Genomic DNA, 20,063 nt, shown 5'->3' with positions numbered 1-20,063 from the left:
TGTGAACTGGCTCACGAATTTTGTACGTCCAAAATTAAATGCGCTGATGCGCGGCACAAAAGAGATTCCTGATAATCTCTGGGATAAATGCACGTCGTGCGAGCAGATGATTTTTCATCGCGACCTTGTGAGCGAGCAATACGTTTGCAAACACTGTAATTTCCACATGAAATTTCCGGTCAAAGAAAGATTGGAAGCTCTTTTTGATAAGGCCTATTACACACGCATTCCTCTCCCCGATGTGTGGCTTGATCCTTTAAAATTTAAAGATTCTAAAAAATATCCAGATCGCCTTAAGACCGCACGCACAGACACAGGCGAAAAAGATGCCATCATCGTGGCCGAAGGAACGATCGGGGGACAAAAAGCTGTAGTTGCCGCCTTTGATTTTAGGTTTATTGGGGGGTCCATGGGGATGGCTGTGGGCGAAGGTTTGGTTCTTGCTGCCGAACGTGCCGTTCAAACCAAAGCGGCTTATATTACAATTCCCTCCTCTGGTGGCGCACGGATGCAGGAAGGAATTTTATCCCTTATGCAAATGCCCCGCTCCGTGATTGCCGTTGAGATGGTCAAAGATTCAGGTCTTCCCTATATGACAATTTTAACCAACCCCACAACAGGGGGCGTTTCTGCATCCTTTGCAATGCTCGGTGATATTGCTATTGCTGAACCTGGTGCTGTTATTGGATTTACAGGGGCACGCGTCATACAAGAAACTATCCGCAGTACCCTTCCCGAAGGATTCCAAAGTGCTCAATTCCAACTGGATCATGGCATGGTGGATATGGTGATCGACAGGCGGGAAATGAAAGACACTGTGGGGAGAATTTTAAATTTCTTGATGAGCAAAAAATAAAGAGAGATTTTCGATTCTGTCACATCTCTTGGGTGAATACGCAGAGAACGCAGAAAACGAGCCCCTCTAGAAGGGTTACGCCATAAGGTCGACGAAATTGTGAAAAGCAGAGTGTGAACGTGTTTGTCCTCTGATTTGTCCTTTTTGAATCATGCGAATATTTTCAAGGACAGAAATAGTCATTTTGGCGGAATGGAAGTTTTTGAATCCGAGAGCGGGACACGTTCGTTGCTTGATAAAAACATCAAAGGAGCGGCTCTTTGCAATTTCTTCAGATCTATTTCAGAGATAATCTTGATAAGTTATTTGGTTTAGATCAACAACAGTCCCACCTAGAGACAAAGTCTCATTAGAAATAGAACTTACCGCTTTCTCGAGAACAATTTTGTTATTCTGATAGCACTTGTAGTCGCCCTCAATGCCTTTAAACTTTTCTTTTCCCTCCTCCTTTTTTCCATAAAACTTTTGAATGTTCTTGGACTCAACGTCTCCCCAAGGCAGGATCACTTTAGAGATTTTAATTTTATGAATAAAGATGGCTTCATTACGGTGGTTTTGGTTTTTCAGATTTTTTTCTGTGGCCGCTTGAAAGTCCTTCTTGGTGAGCAAATGAAAGGTTCCATTTTGACTCTTGATGGTATCAAACTGGCCCAAAGCGCTAACTATGAAATCAAAGTTGAGTGGTGACCGACAACCATAGGTAAAATCCACTTCAATTTTGCTGTCGCTCTCTCCCAACTTGTCTTCAATGACACACCAAATGGGATCCTTGCAATTTGCAATCCAAAACGTTCTTAAAGGTTGATTCAATGCGCTGGCCACATCAGCCAACCCAGGACCCATTACTTTCTTCCAAAGCATCCCATTATCATAAAGAAGTTGTTTAAATTTTTGAGACTCTTAACTAAAGATAGATAAGAAAGAGTCCAGATATTTTTTGAAGACTTCAGGATTGGAGAGATGGTAAAGAAGAAGTAAGGAAAGATCTACCATTTCATGGCTTCGAGACGTGACCTTGGAGCGCCTTCGAAAGCGCGCGAGATAATGACGTGTGTTGCTGTTATCCTGCTCGATTGGGTAGGTTAAATCCTTGCCAGTAAAAAGTTGATGTTCAGGAATTAGACGATGAAATCCCTCCCAATCGTCCGTGATGAAAGTGAGATCCCTCGTGCCGATTTCGTCGATTAAGCTTTTGGCTGTTCGATCATCACGGCGACCCAAAGTCCAGGAGATAACTCGCCCTGACACAGGGTCAAAGGCTTTCCAGATCCAAATTTTGTTTTTTTTCCATTCACGTAATGCCACATCTCGTCGATTTGAACGAGCTTAAGGTCAGATGGAACGGCAGGCCTTTCCAATGATTTTGCCTCTTTTCGAATCCACTTCAAAACAGCGACATTACTGACTTTAAGAACCTTTCCGATCATTCCAAAGCTTGCATTTCCCAATGTATATAAAAGGATTGCCAAGGCTTTCATGGCCTCTGGCTTTCCGCGCTTAGGTGTATTTGTGAAGTTGCAGCCGCAGCTTTTACAGCGGTAGCGTTGGATCCCTCTGACCATTCCATTCTTAACATACTGAACTGAATTACATTTCTTGCATTCCATGGCCTATCCCCCTTTAAATAAGCCATCTTATCACGTTATCTATCTTTAGTTAAGTGTCTCAAATTTTTTTACTGTTCTGACCAGGTTGAGAATATTCTTCGTCGCATTTGAACTCTCTGCAAGCTTGAAAGCGATCTCCAAAATCAATTCGTTAGGAATATTCACAAAATTATGCGGAGAAGTAGAGTCAGGTGCTTTTTCTGTCGAATCCGACCTGCTCTCTAATTTTTTTCTCAGCAGCGCAACCGTTCCTGTTGGCTTGGGTTCAGCATTGTTGTTAGAATTCTTAGCGACACTCCAGGCTTCTGCTTGCTTCTTCCGCAGTGCCACAATCCCCGTTGACTTGGGAACAGCATTATTATTGTTGGAAACCCTATCACACATAGCCTGAACCGCAGGGGAACACAATATCCCAAAAAAAATAAAAACTAAGGGTAATTTCTTTTTTAACATCGTTACACTCCAAACATATAAAAAACAATTTATATATTGTATAACATTATAAAAAAAATTCAAGCCCCCAGGCCAGGGCCACCTCATGAAAAAAAAATAGCTAAGAGATAGAAAAAATGAGAGCCTACCTCAAAAAAACAGGAGGTAGAAATGGGAATAGAAGTTGAAATTAGTTTTTTAGATCATTTTAAAGATATAGAAGATCCAAGGTCTGAGCGTAATCGAGACTACACAATGTCAGAAATACGCCTTGTCACTCTGTGCGCTGTAATATCTGGAGCAGAAGGATGGCAGGATGTTGAAGACTTTGGAAAGGCAAAGATTGACTACCTTCGTCAATTCTTACCTTACAAGAACGGAATTCCCAGCGATGATACCTATCGTCGATTTTTTAGAGCAATAGATCCCAAGGAATTTCAAGAGCTGTTTCGAAGTTGGGTCGAAAGTCTTAAATCTCAAATGCAAAAGAAAGTTATTGCTATCGATGGAAAATCATCACGGCATAGCTTTGATGAGGGAACTGATATGTTACATATGGTTAGCGCTTATGCGTCAGAAGCCAGATTGGTGTTAGCGCAGGAAAAAGTCTCAGAAAAAAGCAATGAAATCACAGCGATTCCTAAGCTTTTGGAATGGTTAGACCTGAGAGGAACAACAGTCACCATTGATGCAATGGGATGTCAATATGACATTGCCGATCAAATCATTCAGAAAGAGGGAAACTATATTTTTTCTTTAAAAGGAAATCAGGGAACTCTTTGCGAAGATGTAACAACCTGCTTGAGTGATAGCGAATTGAAAACAATTAACAATATCAGCTCTTTTAAGGATTACGATAAAGGTCATGGCCGCCTTGAGACAAGGCAATGTTGGGTCACACATGATGTGGCCTGGCTGCGAGAGCGGCATCCTCATTGGAGCTCAATTCATAGTATCATTCGTATTGATTCTAAACGAGAAACCAAAGATAAAACCACTTACGAAACACGATATTATATCTCTTCTCTCCAAGAAACTCCTCAGAAGGTCCTGGGGGCTATTCGAAGTCATTGGGAGATAGAAAATAATCTTCATTGGGTTTTAGACATGTCTTTTGGAGAAGATCAATCTCGCATCAGGAAAGAAAACGCCCCTCAAGTTATGGCTATTATTCGACATATGGCTTTAAATCTTTTACAGCTTACCAAAGATAAAATGAAGCGTCAGTCTATTAAAAGGCTTAGAAAAATGGCCGGTTGGGACGACAACATCCTTTCCAATATCCTCACTCAAAAATTTTCATGAGGTGGCCCTGGCTCTGAGGTGGTTCTACTTGACTATTTCCTATGATTCGCAGTTTATGTATACTAAAAATAAAAAAACACAGGGATTTATGACAAAAAAAGAAACGCTTTCTGAAAAGTGTCTCAAGCTACGGGATGGGTTTAGTCTTGTGGAGCTTGCGGTTGTTCTCGTAATTATTGGCATTATTGTGGCCGGAGTTTTAAAAGGCCGAGACCTCATTGAAAATGCACGTTTGAAACGTGTTATTTCTGAAGTTCATGAAATTCAAGTTGCCATGAGCTCCTTTTTGGATAAATTCGAAGCCCTTCCTGGGGATTTTAAAAAGGCCTCACTTTTGATCCAATCTGATCTTAAAGATGGAAATGGAGACGGCATAATTGGTGGTGATGGTTTGGATACAAGCAGTGAAGCTTTTGCCGCATGGTCGCATCTTGCAGAATCCCATTTTTATGAAAAGATTGATACAAAAGAGAGGACGGCCGAATTTGGAAAAGGCTCCCCTTCCTCTTCGGTAGGCGGTGGATTTACTATTGAATCTAATCCAAAAAATCTGAAAGGTCATTGGATTATCCTTGGAAATAAAAATGGAAAACATGGGGATGGCGGCCTTTTAACGCCCACACAAGCGTTCACTCTTGATCAAAAAATGGATGATGGAAAAGCGAATTCTGGTAGAGTTCGCGTGATGGATGGATCAGACGCATCTTCGGGCGATTGTGTCAAACCCGATGGCTCTTTTAATCTCGAAAACGAGGGTCCCGTTTGTGTTATGTATTTCCAAATTTAGAGAAAAAATGACGCACCTTAGTAATGGCTTTTCACTCCTTGAGATGGCCATTGTGCTCATTATTGTGGGTCTTGTCTCTGGAATGACGTTACCTCTTTTGACACTTCAGAATCAAAGAACAAGCGTTTTAAAAACGCGGGAAAATCAAGAATACATTTTGAACGCACTTGCTAGTTATTACCTCCAGCATAAAAACTTACCATGCCCGGCCAATCCCAAGGCAAAATTAGATCAATTTGGATTGGCAGAAGAAAATTGTCTTAAAGAAAAACTTTATCAAGGTCTCATCCCTTTTCGAACCTTGGGAATTTCAGAAAAATGGACAAAGGATGGATTTGGCCATTATATGACTTACGTTCCTGAAGAAAAATTCCTTACCGAATACCAAGAAGACCACACTGTGTGTGCTGAAAAGAAAGGTGCCCTTCGTTTACAAGAAGCCCTTGGGAATGACGTTATTTCTGCCAAAGCGCATGATTTTATAGGGATCGTTCTTGTGAGCCATGGCCCTTCGGGGAATGGGGCATTTCAGGGCCAAGGATCATTGTCCAGAATCAACATAAAAACTCTTCAAGGGGCAAAGCTTGAAAACGCTAATGGGGACTTAACATTTTCAGAGTTTGTCAAATCGGCAGACGAAGAATTTGACGATATTTTAAGATGGGAAAGTCGGAACCAATTTATGGCTCATTATGTCAGATTACCCTGTGCTTCAAACTCAAAAACAAAGGTAGAGGAGAAGAAAAAGACACCAACTCCCCAAGACATTCCCGAGACAACAGAAGATAAGCTTTGATTTTTTCAAAGTAAAAAATTCAGATTAAAAACAAACATATAAAGCTTCACAATTTGCGGTTCAAGATGAATCTTGTCCGTTCTCAAACCATAAAAAAAGCCCATGGGAAATACCCCCCCATGGGCTTTTTTATTGATCACAACTTCTTAGTGGGCGAGCATCGCCAAAATAAGAAGCGCTACGATGTTGATGATTTTAATCATCGGGTTTACAGCAGGACCTGCAGTGTCTTTGTAAGGATCACCAACAGTGTCGCCTGTTACAGCCGCTTTGTGAGCTTCTGAACCTTTACCACCATGATGACCATCTTCGATGTATTTCTTGGCGTTATCCCAAGCGCCTCCACCGGAGGTCATGGAAATAGCTACGAAAAGGCCAGTTACGATGGTTCCCAAAAGCATTGCGCCTAAGCAAATGAAGGCTTCAGATTGACCCGCAATGGCGTTGATCACAAAATAGAGAACCACGGGCGCCAAAACGGGAAGCATTGAAGGCAGAATCATTTCCTTAATGGCAACTTTCGTCAAAAGGTCAACAGCGCGACCGTATTCTGGTTTGGCAGTACCTTCCATGATGCCTTTAATTTCGCGGAATTGACGACGCACTTCGACTACAACTTGACCGCCTGCACGACCCACGGCCATCATGCCCATAGCTCCAAAGAGGTACGGCAAAAGACCTCCCACAAAAAGTCCCACAACGACGTAAGGATTTTGAAGTTCAAAGCGAAGTTGCAGTTGCGGGAAGAAATTTTGAAGATCTTCCGTGTAAGCCGCAAAAAGAACCAATGCTGCCAAAGCCGCAGATCCAATGGCATAGCCTTTTGTCACCGCTTTTGTGGTGTTTCCAACAGCGTCAAGGGCGTCTGTAACTACACGAACTTCCTTGGGCAAATTTGACATCTCAGCAATACCGCCAGCGTTGTCAGTTACGGGGCCATACGCATCAAGTGCCACAATCACACCGGCCAAAGCCAACATAGTCGTCACTGCAATACCAATTCCGAAAAGTCCGGCATTGATGAAGGCCACAATAATACCCCCGGAAAGAACGAGCACAGGAAGGGCTGTTGATTCCATGGAGACGGCCAAACCTTGAATGATGTTGGTCGCATGACCCGTCTCAGAGGCTGCGGCTACACTTTTCACAGGACGGAAAGATGTGGAAGTATAGTACTCCGTAATCCAGACCAAAAGACCAGTCACGATAAGCCCTGTCAAAGCACTCCAGAGAATGTTCATTCCTGTGAAGGTCACGCCATTAGCGGTCATGACGGAATGAATTCCAATCATCTCATGGGTGAGCACTATGATCAAACCTGCAGAAATCACTGTTGCTGCAAAAAGACCTTTGTAAAGAGCTCCCATAATGTTGTTCGTGGATCCCAATTTTACGAAAAGCGTTCCAATCACAGATCCGATAATGCAAACACCACCGATAGCCAACGGATAAGCCATCATAACTTCTTGTTGTGCATGTGTGAAGAAAAGTGCGGCCAATTGCATGGTCGCCACAATTGTCACCACATAAGTCTCGAAAAGGTCAGCTGCCATACCCGCACAATCACCGACGTTGTCACCAACGTTATCGGCAATTACGGCAGGGTTGCGAGGATCATCTTCAGGAATTCCCGCTTCAATCTTACCCACAAGGTCCGCACCGACGTCCGCGCCTTTGGTGAAAATACCCCCCCCTAGACGGGCGAAGATTGAAATCAACGAGGCACCAAAGCTCAAAGAGATTAATGCCACCATAATTTCACGGATACTGATCCCCAGATCACGCAAATACATATAGTAAAGCGTTAGCCCCATCAGTCCTAAGCCCACCACAAGAAGACCTGTGATGGCACCGGCTTTAAAGGCAATATCCAAAGCTTGTGTCAAACCACTTCGTGCGGCTTCCGTTGTCCTCACGTTCGCACGGACAGACACGTTCATACCAATGTATCCGGCAAGTCCTGAGAGGATCGCCCCTGAGGCAAATCCAATAGCAGAGTGAAGACCCAAAACCCAGCCTAAGAAAGCGGCGACAACCACACCAACCATGGCGATTGTGGTGTATTGACGATTTAAATAAGCATTCGCACCTTCTTGAATGGCTGCTGCAATTTCTTGCATGCGTTCTGTTCCAGCAGGTGCCGAGAAAACCTTGCGGCCAGCATAAAGCGCATACAAAAGCGCCAAGCCCGCGCACATCAGGATGTACATATAGATCTGTGACATTGATTAATCCTTTGTTTTTATAAAATAAGAGACCTCCCCAAGGAGAGGCATTTTTTATTTAGCCCGGGCAAGATGCCAGAAAAGAGAAACTTCCGCAAGGTGGAAGAAAAACGTGTAGGAGTTCATATCAAATGAGACTCAAGAGGCCTCGAGAATATGAGAGTGAATATAGTGCATAGGAGTGAGGCCTTTCGCGGCCCGATGAGGCCGATAAGAATTATACTTTGAGACAGCTTGAGAGAGCTCAAAGCGCATAGAAGCTATGGAATCAGCCAGGAGGTTGTTTTGGTTGTAAAATTCCTCCCGGAATATTCGATTTCCCCGCTCAACGCCGCCGTTGTAAGTGGGCTTTTTGGGGGACAGAACAATCAGCGAAATTCCAAGTTCTTCACAGGCTTCCTCAAATTCCGCCATAAATTCAGATCCTCCATCAACTTGAATGGAAAGACCATTGCATAATTGAGGGATGAGGAGAGAAAGGATATACTGAGGAAAGTCCGAAAAGCAGGAGTGATCGAAAATGTCCTTTTTAAATCGTGAAGCCAGAGAGCGTTTAAAGAACAGTCAACTTATCCAAGCTTTTAGCCTTATCGACTGGGAGAGTGTAAAGCAAAATATGGGGAAACTAGGAAGATCTGGCTATGGCCCCAATGGGTACGTACCAGTCAATTTACTGAAGGCGTTGATTTTGCAGGCTTGGCATAGCTTAAGCGATGAGGGGTTGGAAGAAGCCTTGAGGGTTCGGTTGGACTTTATGGTCATCACGGGGTTGGAAAAGGTGCCTGATCATACGACGCTCTGTCGATTTCGCAACTTGTTGATCAGTCAAAACCTTTGGGAATACCTCCTTGCAATGATCAATTATCAACTAGAACAAAAGGGATTAAAAGTGAAAGAATCCCAAGGAGCGATTATAGATGCGACGCTTATCGAATCAGCGGCACGTCCTCGGAAAGAAATGGAGGGGATGGCTGTTGATCGTGAAGAAGACAAGGAATATGCTGTTGAAGAGCAGGTAACCCTTTCCAAAGATCCAGATGCCACATGGCTTAAGAAGGGGAAACGGAGCTATTTTGGGTACAAAGGCTTTATGGTCATTGACCAGGAGGACGGATATATTGATCAGGTTCACGTGACGCCTGCGCATGTCTCTGAAGTGAGAGAGTTGGAAGAGGTTGTGAAGAAGCGTCGAGATAAGAGGCTTTATGGAGACAAAGGGTATGCTTCCCAAGGAAACAAAGACTTGCTGAGGTCTAAGGGGATTAAGAACGGGTTGATGGAGAAAGCGAAAAGAAATAAGCCCTTAACCCATTGGCAAAAAGTATTTAACCGGATGATTTCGAAGATTCGATATAGGGTGGAACAAGGATTTGGAACCTTAAAACGAAAATTCAAATTCACGAGAGCATCCTATTTTACAACACCCAAAGTTCAAGGACAAATGGCCCTAAAAGCCATAGCCTTTAACCTCTTAAAGGCCACAAATAAGGTTGCTTATGGATAAATCAGGCGAGTTAAGTGAGTATTTGAGCAAAAAAAGAACAAAGAGACGAAGAAAAATATCATCCCCCTCAATTTAAAAAACTCAAAAATTAGCTTTTCAGGACCTCAGTTGGAATTTTTATTAATTATGCAATGGCCTTTCTTTATAAGTTTCTTCCTTGCTGCCATGCGCGTAGAGGGCGACGGAAAAGAGTCCATAGAGGGCGTATACCTGATCGCACCTCTATTCATGACAGGCCTGAGGTCGTGGAGGCTCGAAAAGAAGTGGGTCACTGGGAAGCGGACCTGATGTCTTTTCGAGGAAACTCACAGCACATGCTGGTGGTTCATGAACGAGTGACACGCTATACTGTTGCGATTAAGCTCGCAAGCAAAACAGCCTCTGAGACAATAGCTGCTCTCTTGTGCTTCTTTAAAAGTCTTCCTGACAACCTTTTAAAATCCGTCACTTTTGACAATGGGATGGAATTTGCGAAACACAAGGAAATCACACAGCAGCTTGGAGTTCCAACCTACTTTTGCGATGTCTATTCTTCGTGGCAGAAAGGAGGCATTGAAAATATGAATGGAAGATTTAGGCGTGATCTCCCACGCAAAACCGATCTGTTGAATATGCCTGAGGAGGAACTGGAGCAAATTGTGCTGGGACATAACCTCATGCCAAGGAAGGTGTTGAATGGAAAATCTCCACTTGAGTCATTGGCAAGCCACCTGAATCGCGCTATTGTCTTCTTATTCAATAAGGGCATTGCACCTCATCCTTGAATCCACAGGTGTTTTTCCATGTGATAAAATTTGCCTTCAAAAGGTCGTATTCACGAACCACTGGCTTTACTTTAAAACTTTGACTAATGGTGCCTGAAACGTGTATTATATAGTCCTTCCCCTATAAATAGATAGATTTTTAGGAAAAGTTTAGGTATAAGGAGGGAATGGTAAAAGCATATTCGGAAGACCTGCGGAAAAAGGTCATCTCCTACATTACGAGCGGCGGCCGTAAGCGGGAGGCTGCAAAGGTTTTTAACGTTGGAGAAGCCACGATCTATCGATGGATATGTCTTCATAAACAAGGGGATATTAAACCGAAAAAACGCACTTCTTATCCGCGTAAAGTCGATGAGCAAAAACTCAGAGACTACGTCGCTCAAAATCCGGATCATACGCTCAAACAAATCGCCGAAGCTTTGGGGTTGAGATTCCAAAACGTGAGTAAATGGCTTAAACGTTTAAACATTACACGAAAAAAAGACGACGCTTTACAAAGAACGTAACGAAGACAAGCGGGCCGAATTTATAAAACAGCTTGAGAAAATAGATCCTGAAACAATCGTGTGGATTGATGAAGCTGGGATTGATAATCGCCTTTATCGAGAGCATGCCTGGGCGCCGCGCGGACAAAAGGTTTACGCGGAGATCCCGGGCCAAAAAAGAGAGCATGTCAGTATCATTGGCGGTCTCATGAAGGGTGCGTTCGTGGCGCCTTTCACCTTTCAAGGTGGATGTCATGCAGATCTTTTTAATGCTTGGCTTGAGGAGGTTTTATTGCCGGGTTTATCAAAAAATACCACCCTGATTATGGACAATGCCGCCTTTCATAAATCGCCAAAAACGAAAGATTTGATTGAGAAATTTCGCTGCCATCTCCTCTTTCTCCCAACTGACTCTCCTGACCTCAATCCTATCGAACATTGGTGGCACAAAATCAAATCCATCCTCCGCCCCCTCGTCCAGCAAAACCCAGAAAACCTTCATCAACTCCTTGATAAACTCCTCAGCCAATGTCTATCCATATAATGGAGAAGTACTATATATTAACTCTCATATTCTCGAGGCCTCTTGAGTCTCATTTGATATGAACCCGTACACTTACTTTCCCGCAATCTTTTTATAAGCCAAAACAATAGCTGTCATCATAACACCTTGTGTATAAAGGCTCACAAGCGCTTGCCCAATAATCATAAGAACAGCACCCGTACTTTGAACGATAAGGACTTGTGATACGGCCATCAGTCCTGCAGTCAATCCTAGGACAAACATAACGACAAAGGAAAGAAGGAAAAATAAAAGTCCAAGAACGATTACAAGTCCCAATAACCGCAAGACTTTTCCTTTTGAGATTTCCATGCTGACTTTAATAGGTTTTTCAATACCAATGGCTGCAAAAGGGATCACAAAGCTCATTCGCATAGCCAGATAAAACACAAAAAGTGCAACAACTGCCCCGACAACCCCTGTTAATAATCCTATTCCCATGCTTCCAATCAAAAAGACAGCCCCGGCACCAACGCCTCCTACAAGCATGAGAATCAATGAGACTACAATGGAGAATTTAAAGACTTTCCACATATAGTGATCAAATCGAAATTCCAGCCATTTCTCACCGCCTTCTTGAAACATAGCATAGCGATAAGCATTCACCGCAAAAATTAGAAATGCGATAATGCTCCCAATAATAGAAACGAGGAGAATCCCAATGCCAGCGCCAGCCATTTCCATGTTGACACCCGCAACATTTCCCGCCTCATTTCCCATGGCATACTGGGCTGTGCCGCCCATGGCAAAAACAAGAAGTCCTGCAATGATCATGATGAGAAGGGGAGCAGATGCCAATTTCATCCACGCACCGAAGTTATGATAGACAAATCCAAAGGATTCCCTTGAAGTTTGCCAGATTTTAAAATTTTGTTCCATTTTAGACCTCCAATTTAACCAAAAGATTCTATATGATTTTATTATAGCGTGAAATAGTTTAAAAATTGATTAAATTTTATGATTATTAAAACAATAGGAAAATAAAAAATGAAAATTATGACATGGAATGTGAATTCTATAAGGTCAAGACTTGAACATCTTCTTCAAGTCCTAAAAGACGATCAACCTGATGTTGTGTTATTGCAAGAACTCAAAGCGCTTGAAGAACAGGTCCCCATCGAGGAGATTGAAACGCTAGGATACAACATCGCTATTTGGGGTCAAAAAACCTTTAATGGGGTCGCAATTTTCTCAAAATATCCTCTTGAGGATATTCAAAGAGGGATTCCTGAAAACGATGAAGATTCCCAAGCACGCTATATTGAGGCGGTGACAAATGGCGTGCGTGTGGCCTCCGTTTATGTCCCCAATGGTGAGGCACCGGGTACAGACAAATATGCCTATAAGTTAAAGTTTTTGGACCTATTAACCCGACATGCCCAAACCCTTTTGTCTTATGATGAAAAGTTTGTAATGGGGGGCGATTATAACGTAGCTCCTCAAGATCTCGATGTTTATGACCCCAAAAGTTGGCATGAAAAAATTCTGTGCTCCACACCTGAGCGCGAACATTTAAGACGTCTTCTTTATTTAGGATTCACAGACGCTTTGCGGGATTTGTATCCCGATGAAGAGAATCTTTATACCTGGTGGGATTATCGGGGAGTCTCTTGGCCTTCGAATAAAGGGCTTCGGATTGATCATCTTTTTCTCTCACCCCAGGCGGCAGATGTTTTAAAAAATTGTGAAGTGAATAAAGGCCCGCGTGGTTGGGAAAAAGCTTCCGATCATGCCCCGGTATGGTGTGAGTTAAAACTCTAATTCCATCGGGACGTGAAGTATAGGGTCTCCCTCAAAATAGAACTCTGGCCCCACGGTCTTGAATCCCAGTTTTTCATAAAATTTCTCAAGGCGGGTTTGGGCATCAATGCGGATTCTAAAGGTGGAATAATTTTCCCGTACATAGTCAATAATCTTGAGAATAAAGGCCTTTCCAATTCCCTGATCTCGAAGGTGCAGAGGGGTTACAATGCGGCTGATGGTAATTTTATCTTCTTCAAAAAGAAGGCGCGCATAGGCGTGAAGGATGTCTCCCTCTTTTTGTAAAAGATGAATGGCATCTTGATCTTTGAGATCAATATCCTCAAAAATACAGTCTTGCTCGCGGACAAAAACATCTTGCCGCAATTTTAAAATGGAATAGAGTTCGCTTAAAGAGAGCTCATTAAAATTTTTGATCACCATCGTTTTTTACGAAACACTCAACCTTGTTAAAGCCAAGTTCAATTTGCCCTTGCGAAGGTTAATTTCATCCAGCCGCCCTTTGGCTTCATTCACAACGTCTTCAGGAGCACGCTCGATGAAGCTTGGGTTATTGAGACGACCTGAGAGTCCTTGATGTTCGGAATCTAATTTCAGGATCTCCTTTTGAAGACGTGCCATTTCGGCCTCAATGTTGATGGCACCGTGAAGGGGAATAATGAGACTGGCGTCGTTGACGAGAGCTTGTACTGCCCCTTTGGTATCTCCGTTTTGTGCATGCTCTGAGAAAACTTCAAGGTGTTCAAGTCGAGCTAAACGAAGAAGAAGTGCTTCAAAATCACGGGCTCTGCGGTGGACTTCAGGACCCGCATCATAGATTTTCAAAAGCAGTTTTGCGGCTGGAGAAATATTCATCTCTGCACGCAAACTCCGGATTTCGGAAATCACTTCGATAATCCAAGAGATATCCTCAAAAGCAGGGGTCACATCTTGGATAAAACGAACGGGCTCTTCAGGCCAACTTGATCCTGCCAGAAGGTCTTCAGTTACGTGCAAATGCTGCCACAGGGCCTCTGTCACATAAGGCATGAAGGGGTGAAGCATCCGCAGCAAGCGATCCAAAACCCATGCGATTGTGGCTTGTGTTTCGGCACGTTCGGGCGCGGATTCGTCCTGTAAATAGGGTTTTGAAAATTCTAAATACCAATCACAAAACGTGCCCCAAATAAATTGATAAAGGGACTGAGATGCCTCGTTAAAGCGAAAAGTTTCAATGGCCTCACCGACTTTGAATCCCAAATCATCCACGCTTTTGATGATCCATTGGTTCAAAGGAAGAGTTACAGAACTTGGTACAAAATCTGACTGATAGGTGCTGGCATTCATTTCGCAATAGCGGGCCGCATTCCAAAGTTTTGTAGCAAAATTTCGGGCACCCTCAACAAAGGTTTTTGAGAATTTGAGATCACGTCCGGGAGCAGCCAATGTGGCCAAACTAAAACGCATGGCGTCCGCACCGTATTGTTCGATCATCTCAAGCGGATCTACGACATTGCCCTTGGTCTTAGACATTTTTTGTCCTTTTTCATCGCGAACCAAAGCATGCATGCAAACCTTTTTAAATGGAACTTCACCTGTAAAATGAAGTCCCATCATCATCATGCGGGCCACCCAAAAGAAGAGAATATCATGACCTGTAATCAGAACATCTGTTGGATAATAGCGTTTGAATTCTGACGTTTCTTTAGGCCATCCTAATGTTGAAAACGGCCAGAGACCAGAGGAAAACCACGTATCCAAAACGTCTTCATCTTGAGTTAAGGATAGAGTTTTTCCATAATGAATTTGTGCTTGATTTTGAGCTTCTTCTTCATTCATGGCAACAAAGGCATGGCCATCAGGTCCGTACCAGGCGGGAATCTGATGTCCCCACCACAACTGACGTGAGATGCACCAAGGTTGAATATTTTCAAGCCAATCAAAGTACGTTTTGTCCCAAAAATCTGGCGTAAAGGTTGTTTTCCCTTCCCGTACCCCTTTAAGAGCGGGTTGCGCCAAAGTATGGGCATCCACATACCATTGATCCGTGAGCCAAGGCTCGATCAAAACCCCGGAACGTTCACTATAAGGAAGTGTATTTTGCGTTTCTTGGATCTCAATCAAAAGACCTTGTTCTTCAAGATCTTCCAAAACCTTCTTGCGTGCGGACTCACGATCCAGACCTTGATAGACCTCAGGGACATTTTCATTCAAGCGCGCATAAGAATCCATGATATTAATCATAGGCAAACCCTGGCGTTTTCCTACTTCAAAATCATTAAAGTCATGAGCCGGTGTGATTTTAACTGCGCCGGTACCCTTTTCTGGGTCAGCATGAATATCCCCCACAATTGGAATCAGGCGATTCGTGAGCGGCAAATGCACACGTTTTCCAATCCAATTTTTATAGCGTTCGTCCTCAGGATGAACAGCCACTGCGACGTCGCCTAAAAGCGTTTCAGGACGGGTTGTGGCCACGTGGATGAATTTATCTTTTTCATCTTCCAAAGGATACGCAATGACCCAAAGGTTTGATTTTGAATCCTTGTTCTCAACTTCTAGATCGGAGACGGCTGTTTGCAAAACAGCGTCCCAGTTCACAAGGCGTTTGTCTTTGTAAATTAATTTTTGGTTATAAAGATCGACGAAGACTTTACGAACCGCATGACTCAAACCTTCATCTAGGGTAAACCGTTCCCGCTTCCAATCGGGGCTTGCTCCCAATTTTTTTAATTGTGTGACAATTGTATTTCCAGATTCTTCTTTCCATTGCCACACGCGTTTTAAAAACTCAGCGCGCCCGAGATCGTGACGAGTTTTGCCTTCTTTTTGAAGTTCGCGCTCCACCATCATTTGAGTGGCAATTCCGGCATGATCCGTGCCCGGTTGATAGAGAACATCCCGTCCCTTCATGCGATAATAACGCACCAGAAAATCTTGCAGGGAAAAGGTGAGGGCGTGCCCAATATGCAGGCGCCCCGTCACATTGGGGGGCGGCATCATGAGCGTGAAAGGCTGAGCCTCTGGCTTTCGGCCGCATTCCATGACACCAGATTTTTCCCAAGCATCATAAAATTTATCTTCAAGCGTTGCAGGAGAATAAGTTTTGTCTAACATTGTGAGCACACTTCACAGTTCAAATTGAGTCATCTGACCCCAGGTATACACGATATTTTCAAGAGAGACATCTCAAAATACTTTTCGGGTTTCAAGTTTTGTGCGCGCGGACCTCTGCCGCGTAAATGACTAGGCTTATTGTTTCATCATTGCAGATCTTAGGGTGTGGCAATTGAGAGTTGCCTCAATGACGTTTTTTCACCCCAACCATTTTTCTGCGATTTGAACCGCATTGAGGGCGGCACCTTTTCTTAAGTTATCAGCAACAAGCCAGAAAAGAAGTCCATTCTCAACGCTTTTGTCTTGGCGGACGCGGCTAATGAAGACATTGTCTTCGCCTACACATTCCGTAGGGGTCACATACCCACCATCTACACGATGATCAACGATGGAAAGGCCCGGCATCTCGCGGAAAAGACTTAAGGCTTCCCCGAGAGCTAAGGGGGACTCAAATTCAACGGCTACCGAGATGCTGTGACCGATGAAAACAGGCACACGTACGCAAGTGACAGCCATCGGTAATTCTGTTGAGAGAATTTTTTGAGTTTCTTCCCTAATTTTCACTTCTTCAGATGTGTGACCGTGGGTGTTGATGTTGCCAATTTGAGGGATCACATTAAAAGCAATGGGTTTGGGGAAATGTTCGGGTTTTGAAACATCGTTCACGTAAACAGCACGCGTTTGATTGAAAAGCTCGTCCATAGCCTCGCGTCCGGCGCCTGAAACCGATTGATAGGTTGAGAGAACTACCCGCTTAAGGCCCGGCTCTTCAAACGCCTTTAAAGCCATAACAACGGGAATCACAACACAATTGGGATTGGCCACCAGTTGAATGTCCGCATTTAAAATATCGCCATTCACCTCAGGCACCACCAAAGGCACGTCCGATTTCATCCGAAAAGCAGTTGATTTGTCGATCACCTTGCACCCTTTTTCAAGGGCTTTGGGGATATAAGTTTCTGAGACTTTGCTATCGGTGCAGAAGAATGCCAGATCAATTCCTTTAAATGAGAAACTCTCAATAGACTCAACAGTTAAAACATCATCTTCGCCAAATGAAACTTGAGATCCCAAAGATCTGGAGGAGGCCACAGCATGGAGTTTTTCTACTGGAAACTCAAGTTCAGCCAGAGTCGACAAAACCTCACGCCCGACATTGCCGGTTGCACCAATGACGGCAATACGAAAACCCATGATAACCTCTCTTACATGCGAATTAAATTAGAACCCCAAGCATAGCCGCCGGCAAAAGCTTCGCAAAGAATTAATTGGCCCGGCTTAATGCGACCGTCCCGAACCGCAGTATCCAGCGCCAAGGGGATGGAGGCAGCGGAAGTATTTGCGTGGAGAGATCCAGTGTGGACAACTTTCTCATCTGAAAGATTGAGTTTCTTTGCAGTGGCATCAATGATGCGCTTATTCGCCTGATGGGGCACGAGCCAATCAATTTCAGATTGGTCGGTATGATAAAGTTTTAAAATATCCTCAACGGCTTCTTCAAGGCAATGTACAGCATTTTTAAAGACATCACGGCCATTCATGTAAATGGTTCCGGCAGTTTGCGTTGTACTAGGTCCACCTGTCACGTAAAGTTGATCATAACCTTGGCCGTCAGTTCGGAGAAGGCTTCCAATAATTCCACGATCTGTATCTTTTTGAGCTTCTAAAACAACAGCACCTGCGCCATCTCCAAAAAGAACGGCTGTAGTGCGATCCTTCCAATCGACTATTCTAGTCATGGTTTCCGCACCAATCACAAGGGCTTTTGTGGCCATGCCGTTTTTGAGATAATTGTCTGCAGTTGCGAGTGCAAAGACAAAACCGCTACATGCCGCATTCACATCAAAAGCAAAGCCTTTGTGAATACCCAAACGTGATTGAATGAGGGTTGCTGTTGAGGGAAAGGTATTGTCCGGCGTACAAGTTCCTAAAATAATGAGATCAATGTCTTGCGGATCCATTCCTGCGGCTTCAAGTGCTTTTAAGGCAGCCTTCACCGCCAGAGCTGAGGTTGTTTCATTGGGAGCTGCAATATGTCGGGCTGCAATTCCGGTGCGTTCCATAATCCATTCATGAGATGTCTCAAGATGAGCCGGCAACTCGTAATTGGTTAAACACTTTTGAGGAAGATAACTTCCCGTACCACACACAACAGAACGCAACGTCATACAGCGGCCTTTTTCTTGAGGTGAGCCTCTTCTGATTTGAACTCTGCAACGATGTGCTCGTTTACGCCCGAAGTCACCATATCAATAGCCAAGGCAATTGCATGGGAAAACCCGAGAGCATCTGTTCCACCGTGGCTTTTAATGGCAACGCCATTGAGTCCCAGCCAAATACCACCATTATAACGGCGATGGTCCAGTCTGGATTTTAATTTCTCAAGCATGGGACGGGCAAGGAAATAACCTAAACTTGCAAAAATAGAATTTTTGAATCCTTCGCGCACGTAAGTCATTGCCAATTGCATGACACCTTCACCGGATTTCAAAACAACGTTTCCTGTAAATCCATCGGTGACAATTACATCAACTGTACCTTTGGTGATATCATCACCTTCAATAAATCCATGGAAAGAGCTGCCAATGGAGCCAGCGCGAATAAGATCGGCCGCCTCTTTCACATAAGCGTGACCCTTCATTTCCTCAGAGCCTACGTTCAAAACGCCAACCTTGGGCTTACAAAGACTTAAAACATAGCGAGCAAACATAACGCCCATTAAGGCAAACTGTTCTAAATTACGCGCATTGCATTCCACATTAGCGCCTAAATCCAGCATCACGCTTTCGCTTTTGAGGGTGGGAACAAGGCTGGCCAAGGCTGGGCGTTCAATTCCAGGAAGGGTTTTGAGAACCATTTTAGCAAGGGCCATATAGGCGCCTGTATTGCCTGCAGAGACAACACCTTGAGCCTTGCCCTCAGCAACGGCTTTAATAGCCAAACGCATGCTTGATTGAGGAAGTCCGCGGATAGCCGCACTGGGTTTCATCTCAGAAGTCACAACTTCATCAGTGTGCACAATGGTGACATGATCTTTGAGATGAGAATGCAACGCCACAAGGGCGCTTAAAGTTTTCTCATCCCCAAAAAGGATAAAAGAGGTTGTTGGATACCGAATTGAGGCGAGCGCAAGACCATCTACCACCATTTGAGGTGCTTGATCTCCGCCCATTCCATCGACTGCAAGAGTGACGCCCACACTCCACCCCTTCTTCTCAGTGATTTACTAAAAAACTATAAAACTTTGGATGTTTCAGACGCTTTGTCGTGAAAAACCTGGCGACCTTTATAATGGCCGCAACTTTGGCAAATGTGATGGGGAAGCTTCATATTTCCACAGTTGGAACATTCAGCCGCTGCGGGCACTTTCAAAAAGTCATGTGCTCGACGCATTCCGCGACGTGACGGACTTGTTTTTCTCTTTGGAACAGCCATTTTAAACCTACCTTACTCTTCAGGATATGATGATTTAGTATGGCTTATTAAACGAAAACTCTCTTTTCAGCAAGTGTTTTGGTGAAGAAGTTTAAAAACTTATTTTTCAAGCTCTGTTTCCATTTGAGAAATGACCTCTTGAAGGGTTGAAATCAATTGTTCAAGATCTTGATCTGAGAGGGTTTTGAGATCCATTTCTTTAAGGGAAGTTATTTTAGCCCCCTTTTTTCCGCCTTCAAAAAATCCCATTTCTTTTCCAATGAGCTCTTTGGCTTTAAGGGCCGCAGAATAATTCCCCTTTTCTGTGGCGCGTATATAAGTTTCCTCCAAGTCTTCTAATAATTTCTCGCGAATTTCATTTTGATTTTTCATAAACATCCCCCAGCTTATATTTAAGACTACATGATTTTATTCAAAAAATCAATTTTTTCAATTGCCCATAAGGAAA

Annotated in this window: 21 protein-coding genes and 3 pseudogenes; 9 read left to right on the top strand and 15 right to left on the bottom strand. The window is 43.7% G+C overall.

Going from position 1 to position 20,063, the window contains the following annotated elements; all coding sequences use genetic code 11:
• The first annotated feature begins 1 nt into the window (after position 1).
• Positions 2 to 856: an acetyl-CoA carboxylase, carboxyltransferase subunit beta gene (gene accD, locus Bealeia2_RS00625; RefSeq protein WP_331255244.1), complete on the top strand. Its 855-nt coding sequence runs from the start codon at positions 2 to 4 to the stop codon at positions 854 to 856.
• Between the two features lie 75 nt (positions 857 to 931).
• On the opposite strand, the pseudogene Bealeia2_RS00620 reads toward accD, so the two are convergent.
• The 5 genes and pseudogenes from Bealeia2_RS00620 to Bealeia2_RS00605 all read right to left on the bottom strand — a co-directional run.
• A pseudogene (locus Bealeia2_RS00620) lies at positions 932 to 1,096 on the bottom strand (IS6 family transposase); the annotation flags it as partial.
• A gap of 42 nt (positions 1,097 to 1,138) precedes the next feature.
• Positions 1,139 to 1,717 carry a hypothetical protein gene (locus Bealeia2_RS00615; RefSeq protein ID WP_331255243.1) on the bottom strand — a complete coding sequence of 193 codons (579 nt, stop codon included), beginning with the start codon at positions 1,715 to 1,717 and terminating at the stop codon, positions 1,139 to 1,141.
• 39 nt (positions 1,718 to 1,756) lie between these two features.
• Positions 1,757 to 2,104, bottom strand: a complete 348-nt coding sequence (locus Bealeia2_RS10470) for an IS1 family transposase (protein WP_414437814.1) — start codon at positions 2,102 to 2,104, stop codon at positions 1,757 to 1,759.
• Positions 2,041 to 2,463 (bottom strand): IS1/IS1595 family N-terminal zinc-binding domain-containing protein, encoded by a 423-nt coding sequence (locus tag Bealeia2_RS00610; protein ID WP_331255242.1) that lies wholly within the window; start codon positions 2,461 to 2,463, stop codon positions 2,041 to 2,043. The genes Bealeia2_RS10470 and Bealeia2_RS00610 overlap by 64 nt, the downstream gene beginning before the upstream one ends.
• A 45-nt stretch (positions 2,464 to 2,508) precedes the next feature.
• Positions 2,509 to 2,916 (bottom strand): hypothetical protein, encoded by a 408-nt coding sequence (locus tag Bealeia2_RS00605; protein ID WP_331255241.1) that lies wholly within the window; start codon positions 2,914 to 2,916, stop codon positions 2,509 to 2,511.
• A gap of 150 nt (positions 2,917 to 3,066) precedes the next feature.
• Here Bealeia2_RS00605 and Bealeia2_RS00600 point away from each other — a divergent pair, with 150 nt between their 5' ends.
• The 3 genes from Bealeia2_RS00600 to Bealeia2_RS00590 all read left to right on the top strand — a co-directional run bounded on the left by Bealeia2_RS00600 (position 3,067) and on the right by Bealeia2_RS00590 (position 5,783).
• A complete protein-coding gene (locus Bealeia2_RS00600) occupies positions 3,067 to 4,200 on the top strand; it encodes an ISAs1 family transposase (RefSeq protein ID WP_331255183.1) in 1,134 nt (377 codons plus the stop codon).
• An 88-nt stretch (positions 4,201 to 4,288) separates the two neighbouring features.
• Positions 4,289 to 4,987: a prepilin-type N-terminal cleavage/methylation domain-containing protein gene (locus Bealeia2_RS00595; protein ID WP_331255240.1), complete on the top strand. Its 699-nt coding sequence runs from the start codon at positions 4,289 to 4,291 to the stop codon at positions 4,985 to 4,987.
• Positions 4,988 to 4,994: 7 nt separating this feature from the next.
• Positions 4,995 to 5,783: a type II secretion system protein gene (locus Bealeia2_RS00590; protein WP_331255239.1), complete on the top strand. Its 789-nt coding sequence runs from the start codon at positions 4,995 to 4,997 to the stop codon at positions 5,781 to 5,783.
• 146 nt (positions 5,784 to 5,929) lie between these two features.
• Here Bealeia2_RS00590 and Bealeia2_RS00585 read toward each other — a convergent pair whose 3' ends face one another.
• Both Bealeia2_RS00585 and Bealeia2_RS00580 read right to left on the bottom strand, forming a co-directional pair.
• Positions 5,930 to 8,008 (bottom strand): sodium-translocating pyrophosphatase, encoded by a 2,079-nt coding sequence (locus Bealeia2_RS00585; RefSeq protein ID WP_331255238.1) that lies wholly within the window; start codon positions 8,006 to 8,008, stop codon positions 5,930 to 5,932.
• Positions 8,009 to 8,146: 138 nt separating this feature from the next.
• Positions 8,147 to 8,455, bottom strand: a pseudogene (locus Bealeia2_RS00580) (integrase core domain-containing protein); the annotation flags it as partial.
• A gap of 73 nt (positions 8,456 to 8,528) precedes the next feature.
• On the opposite strand from Bealeia2_RS00580, the gene Bealeia2_RS00575 reads away from it, so the two are divergent.
• The 4 genes and pseudogenes from Bealeia2_RS00575 to Bealeia2_RS00560 all read left to right on the top strand — a co-directional run bounded on the left by Bealeia2_RS00575 (position 8,529) and on the right by Bealeia2_RS00560 (position 11,305).
• Positions 8,529 to 9,512, top strand: coding sequence for an IS5 family transposase (locus tag Bealeia2_RS00575; RefSeq protein WP_331255236.1), 984 nt, complete (start codon positions 8,529 to 8,531; stop codon positions 9,510 to 9,512).
• Positions 9,513 to 9,652: 140 nt separating this feature from the next.
• Positions 9,653 to 10,276: pseudogene (locus tag Bealeia2_RS00570) on the top strand (IS30 family transposase); the annotation flags it as partial.
• A 167-nt stretch (positions 10,277 to 10,443) separates the two neighbouring features.
• Positions 10,444 to 10,782 carry an IS630 transposase-related protein gene (locus tag Bealeia2_RS00565; protein WP_331255234.1) on the top strand — a complete coding sequence of 113 codons (339 nt, stop codon included), beginning with the start codon at positions 10,444 to 10,446 and terminating at the stop codon, positions 10,780 to 10,782.
• Between the two features lie 22 nt (positions 10,783 to 10,804).
• Positions 10,805 to 11,305 carry an IS630 family transposase gene (locus Bealeia2_RS00560; protein WP_331255951.1) on the top strand — a complete coding sequence of 167 codons (501 nt, stop codon included), beginning with the start codon at positions 10,805 to 10,807 and terminating at the stop codon, positions 11,303 to 11,305.
• Between the two features lie 72 nt (positions 11,306 to 11,377).
• Here Bealeia2_RS00560 and Bealeia2_RS00555 read toward each other — a convergent pair whose 3' ends face one another.
• Positions 11,378 to 12,202 carry a hypothetical protein gene (locus tag Bealeia2_RS00555; protein WP_331255233.1) on the bottom strand — a complete coding sequence of 275 codons (825 nt, stop codon included), beginning with the start codon at positions 12,200 to 12,202 and terminating at the stop codon, positions 11,378 to 11,380.
• Between the two features lie 108 nt (positions 12,203 to 12,310).
• Between Bealeia2_RS00555 and xth the strand changes: the two genes are divergently transcribed.
• Positions 12,311 to 13,084 carry an exodeoxyribonuclease III gene (gene xth / locus Bealeia2_RS00550; RefSeq protein ID WP_331255232.1) on the top strand — a complete coding sequence of 258 codons (774 nt, stop codon included), beginning with the start codon at positions 12,311 to 12,313 and terminating at the stop codon, positions 13,082 to 13,084.
• Here the strand turns inward: xth and Bealeia2_RS00545 are convergent.
• The 7 genes from Bealeia2_RS00545 to Bealeia2_RS00515 all read right to left on the bottom strand — a co-directional run bounded on the left by Bealeia2_RS00545 (position 13,073) and on the right by Bealeia2_RS00515 (position 19,987).
• The gene (locus tag Bealeia2_RS00545) at positions 13,073 to 13,507 is read right to left on the bottom strand and encodes a GNAT family N-acetyltransferase (RefSeq protein WP_331255231.1); all 435 of its coding nucleotides are present in this window, start codon (positions 13,505 to 13,507) and stop codon (positions 13,073 to 13,075) included. The genes xth and Bealeia2_RS00545 overlap by 12 nt on opposite strands.
• A gap of 6 nt (positions 13,508 to 13,513) precedes the next feature.
• Complete coding sequence (locus Bealeia2_RS00540) at positions 13,514 to 16,180, bottom strand: valine--tRNA ligase (RefSeq protein WP_331255230.1); 2,667 nt, start codon at positions 16,178 to 16,180, stop codon at positions 13,514 to 13,516.
• Positions 16,181 to 16,378: 198 nt separating this feature from the next.
• The gene (locus Bealeia2_RS00535; RefSeq protein WP_331255229.1) at positions 16,379 to 17,374 is read right to left on the bottom strand and encodes an aspartate-semialdehyde dehydrogenase; all 996 of its coding nucleotides are present in this window, start codon (positions 17,372 to 17,374) and stop codon (positions 16,379 to 16,381) included.
• A gap of 11 nt (positions 17,375 to 17,385) precedes the next feature.
• Positions 17,386 to 18,348: a beta-ketoacyl-ACP synthase III gene (locus Bealeia2_RS00530; protein WP_331255228.1), complete on the bottom strand. Its 963-nt coding sequence runs from the start codon at positions 18,346 to 18,348 to the stop codon at positions 17,386 to 17,388.
• A complete protein-coding gene (gene plsX / locus Bealeia2_RS00525; protein ID WP_331255227.1) occupies positions 18,345 to 19,379 on the bottom strand; it encodes a phosphate acyltransferase PlsX in 1,035 nt (344 codons plus the stop codon). Before plsX ends, Bealeia2_RS00530 begins: the two co-directional genes overlap by 4 nt.
• Positions 19,380 to 19,414: 35 nt before the next feature.
• Entirely contained in the window at positions 19,415 to 19,615 is a 201-nt protein-coding gene (gene rpmF, locus Bealeia2_RS00520) for a 50S ribosomal protein L32 (protein ID WP_331255226.1), read from the bottom strand.
• 99 nt (positions 19,616 to 19,714) lie between these two features.
• Positions 19,715 to 19,987: a hypothetical protein gene (locus Bealeia2_RS00515; protein WP_331255225.1), complete on the bottom strand. Its 273-nt coding sequence runs from the start codon at positions 19,985 to 19,987 to the stop codon at positions 19,715 to 19,717.
• Positions 19,988 to 20,063: the final 76 nt, after the last annotated feature.

The organism is Candidatus Bealeia paramacronuclearis, assembly GCF_035607555.1.
Taxonomy (GTDB): Bacteria; Pseudomonadota; Alphaproteobacteria; order UBA9655; family UBA9655; genus Bealeia; species Bealeia paramacronuclearis.
The sequence above is the reverse complement of the archived record's forward strand: the minus strand, read 5'-3'. Positions and strand labels throughout refer to the sequence as shown.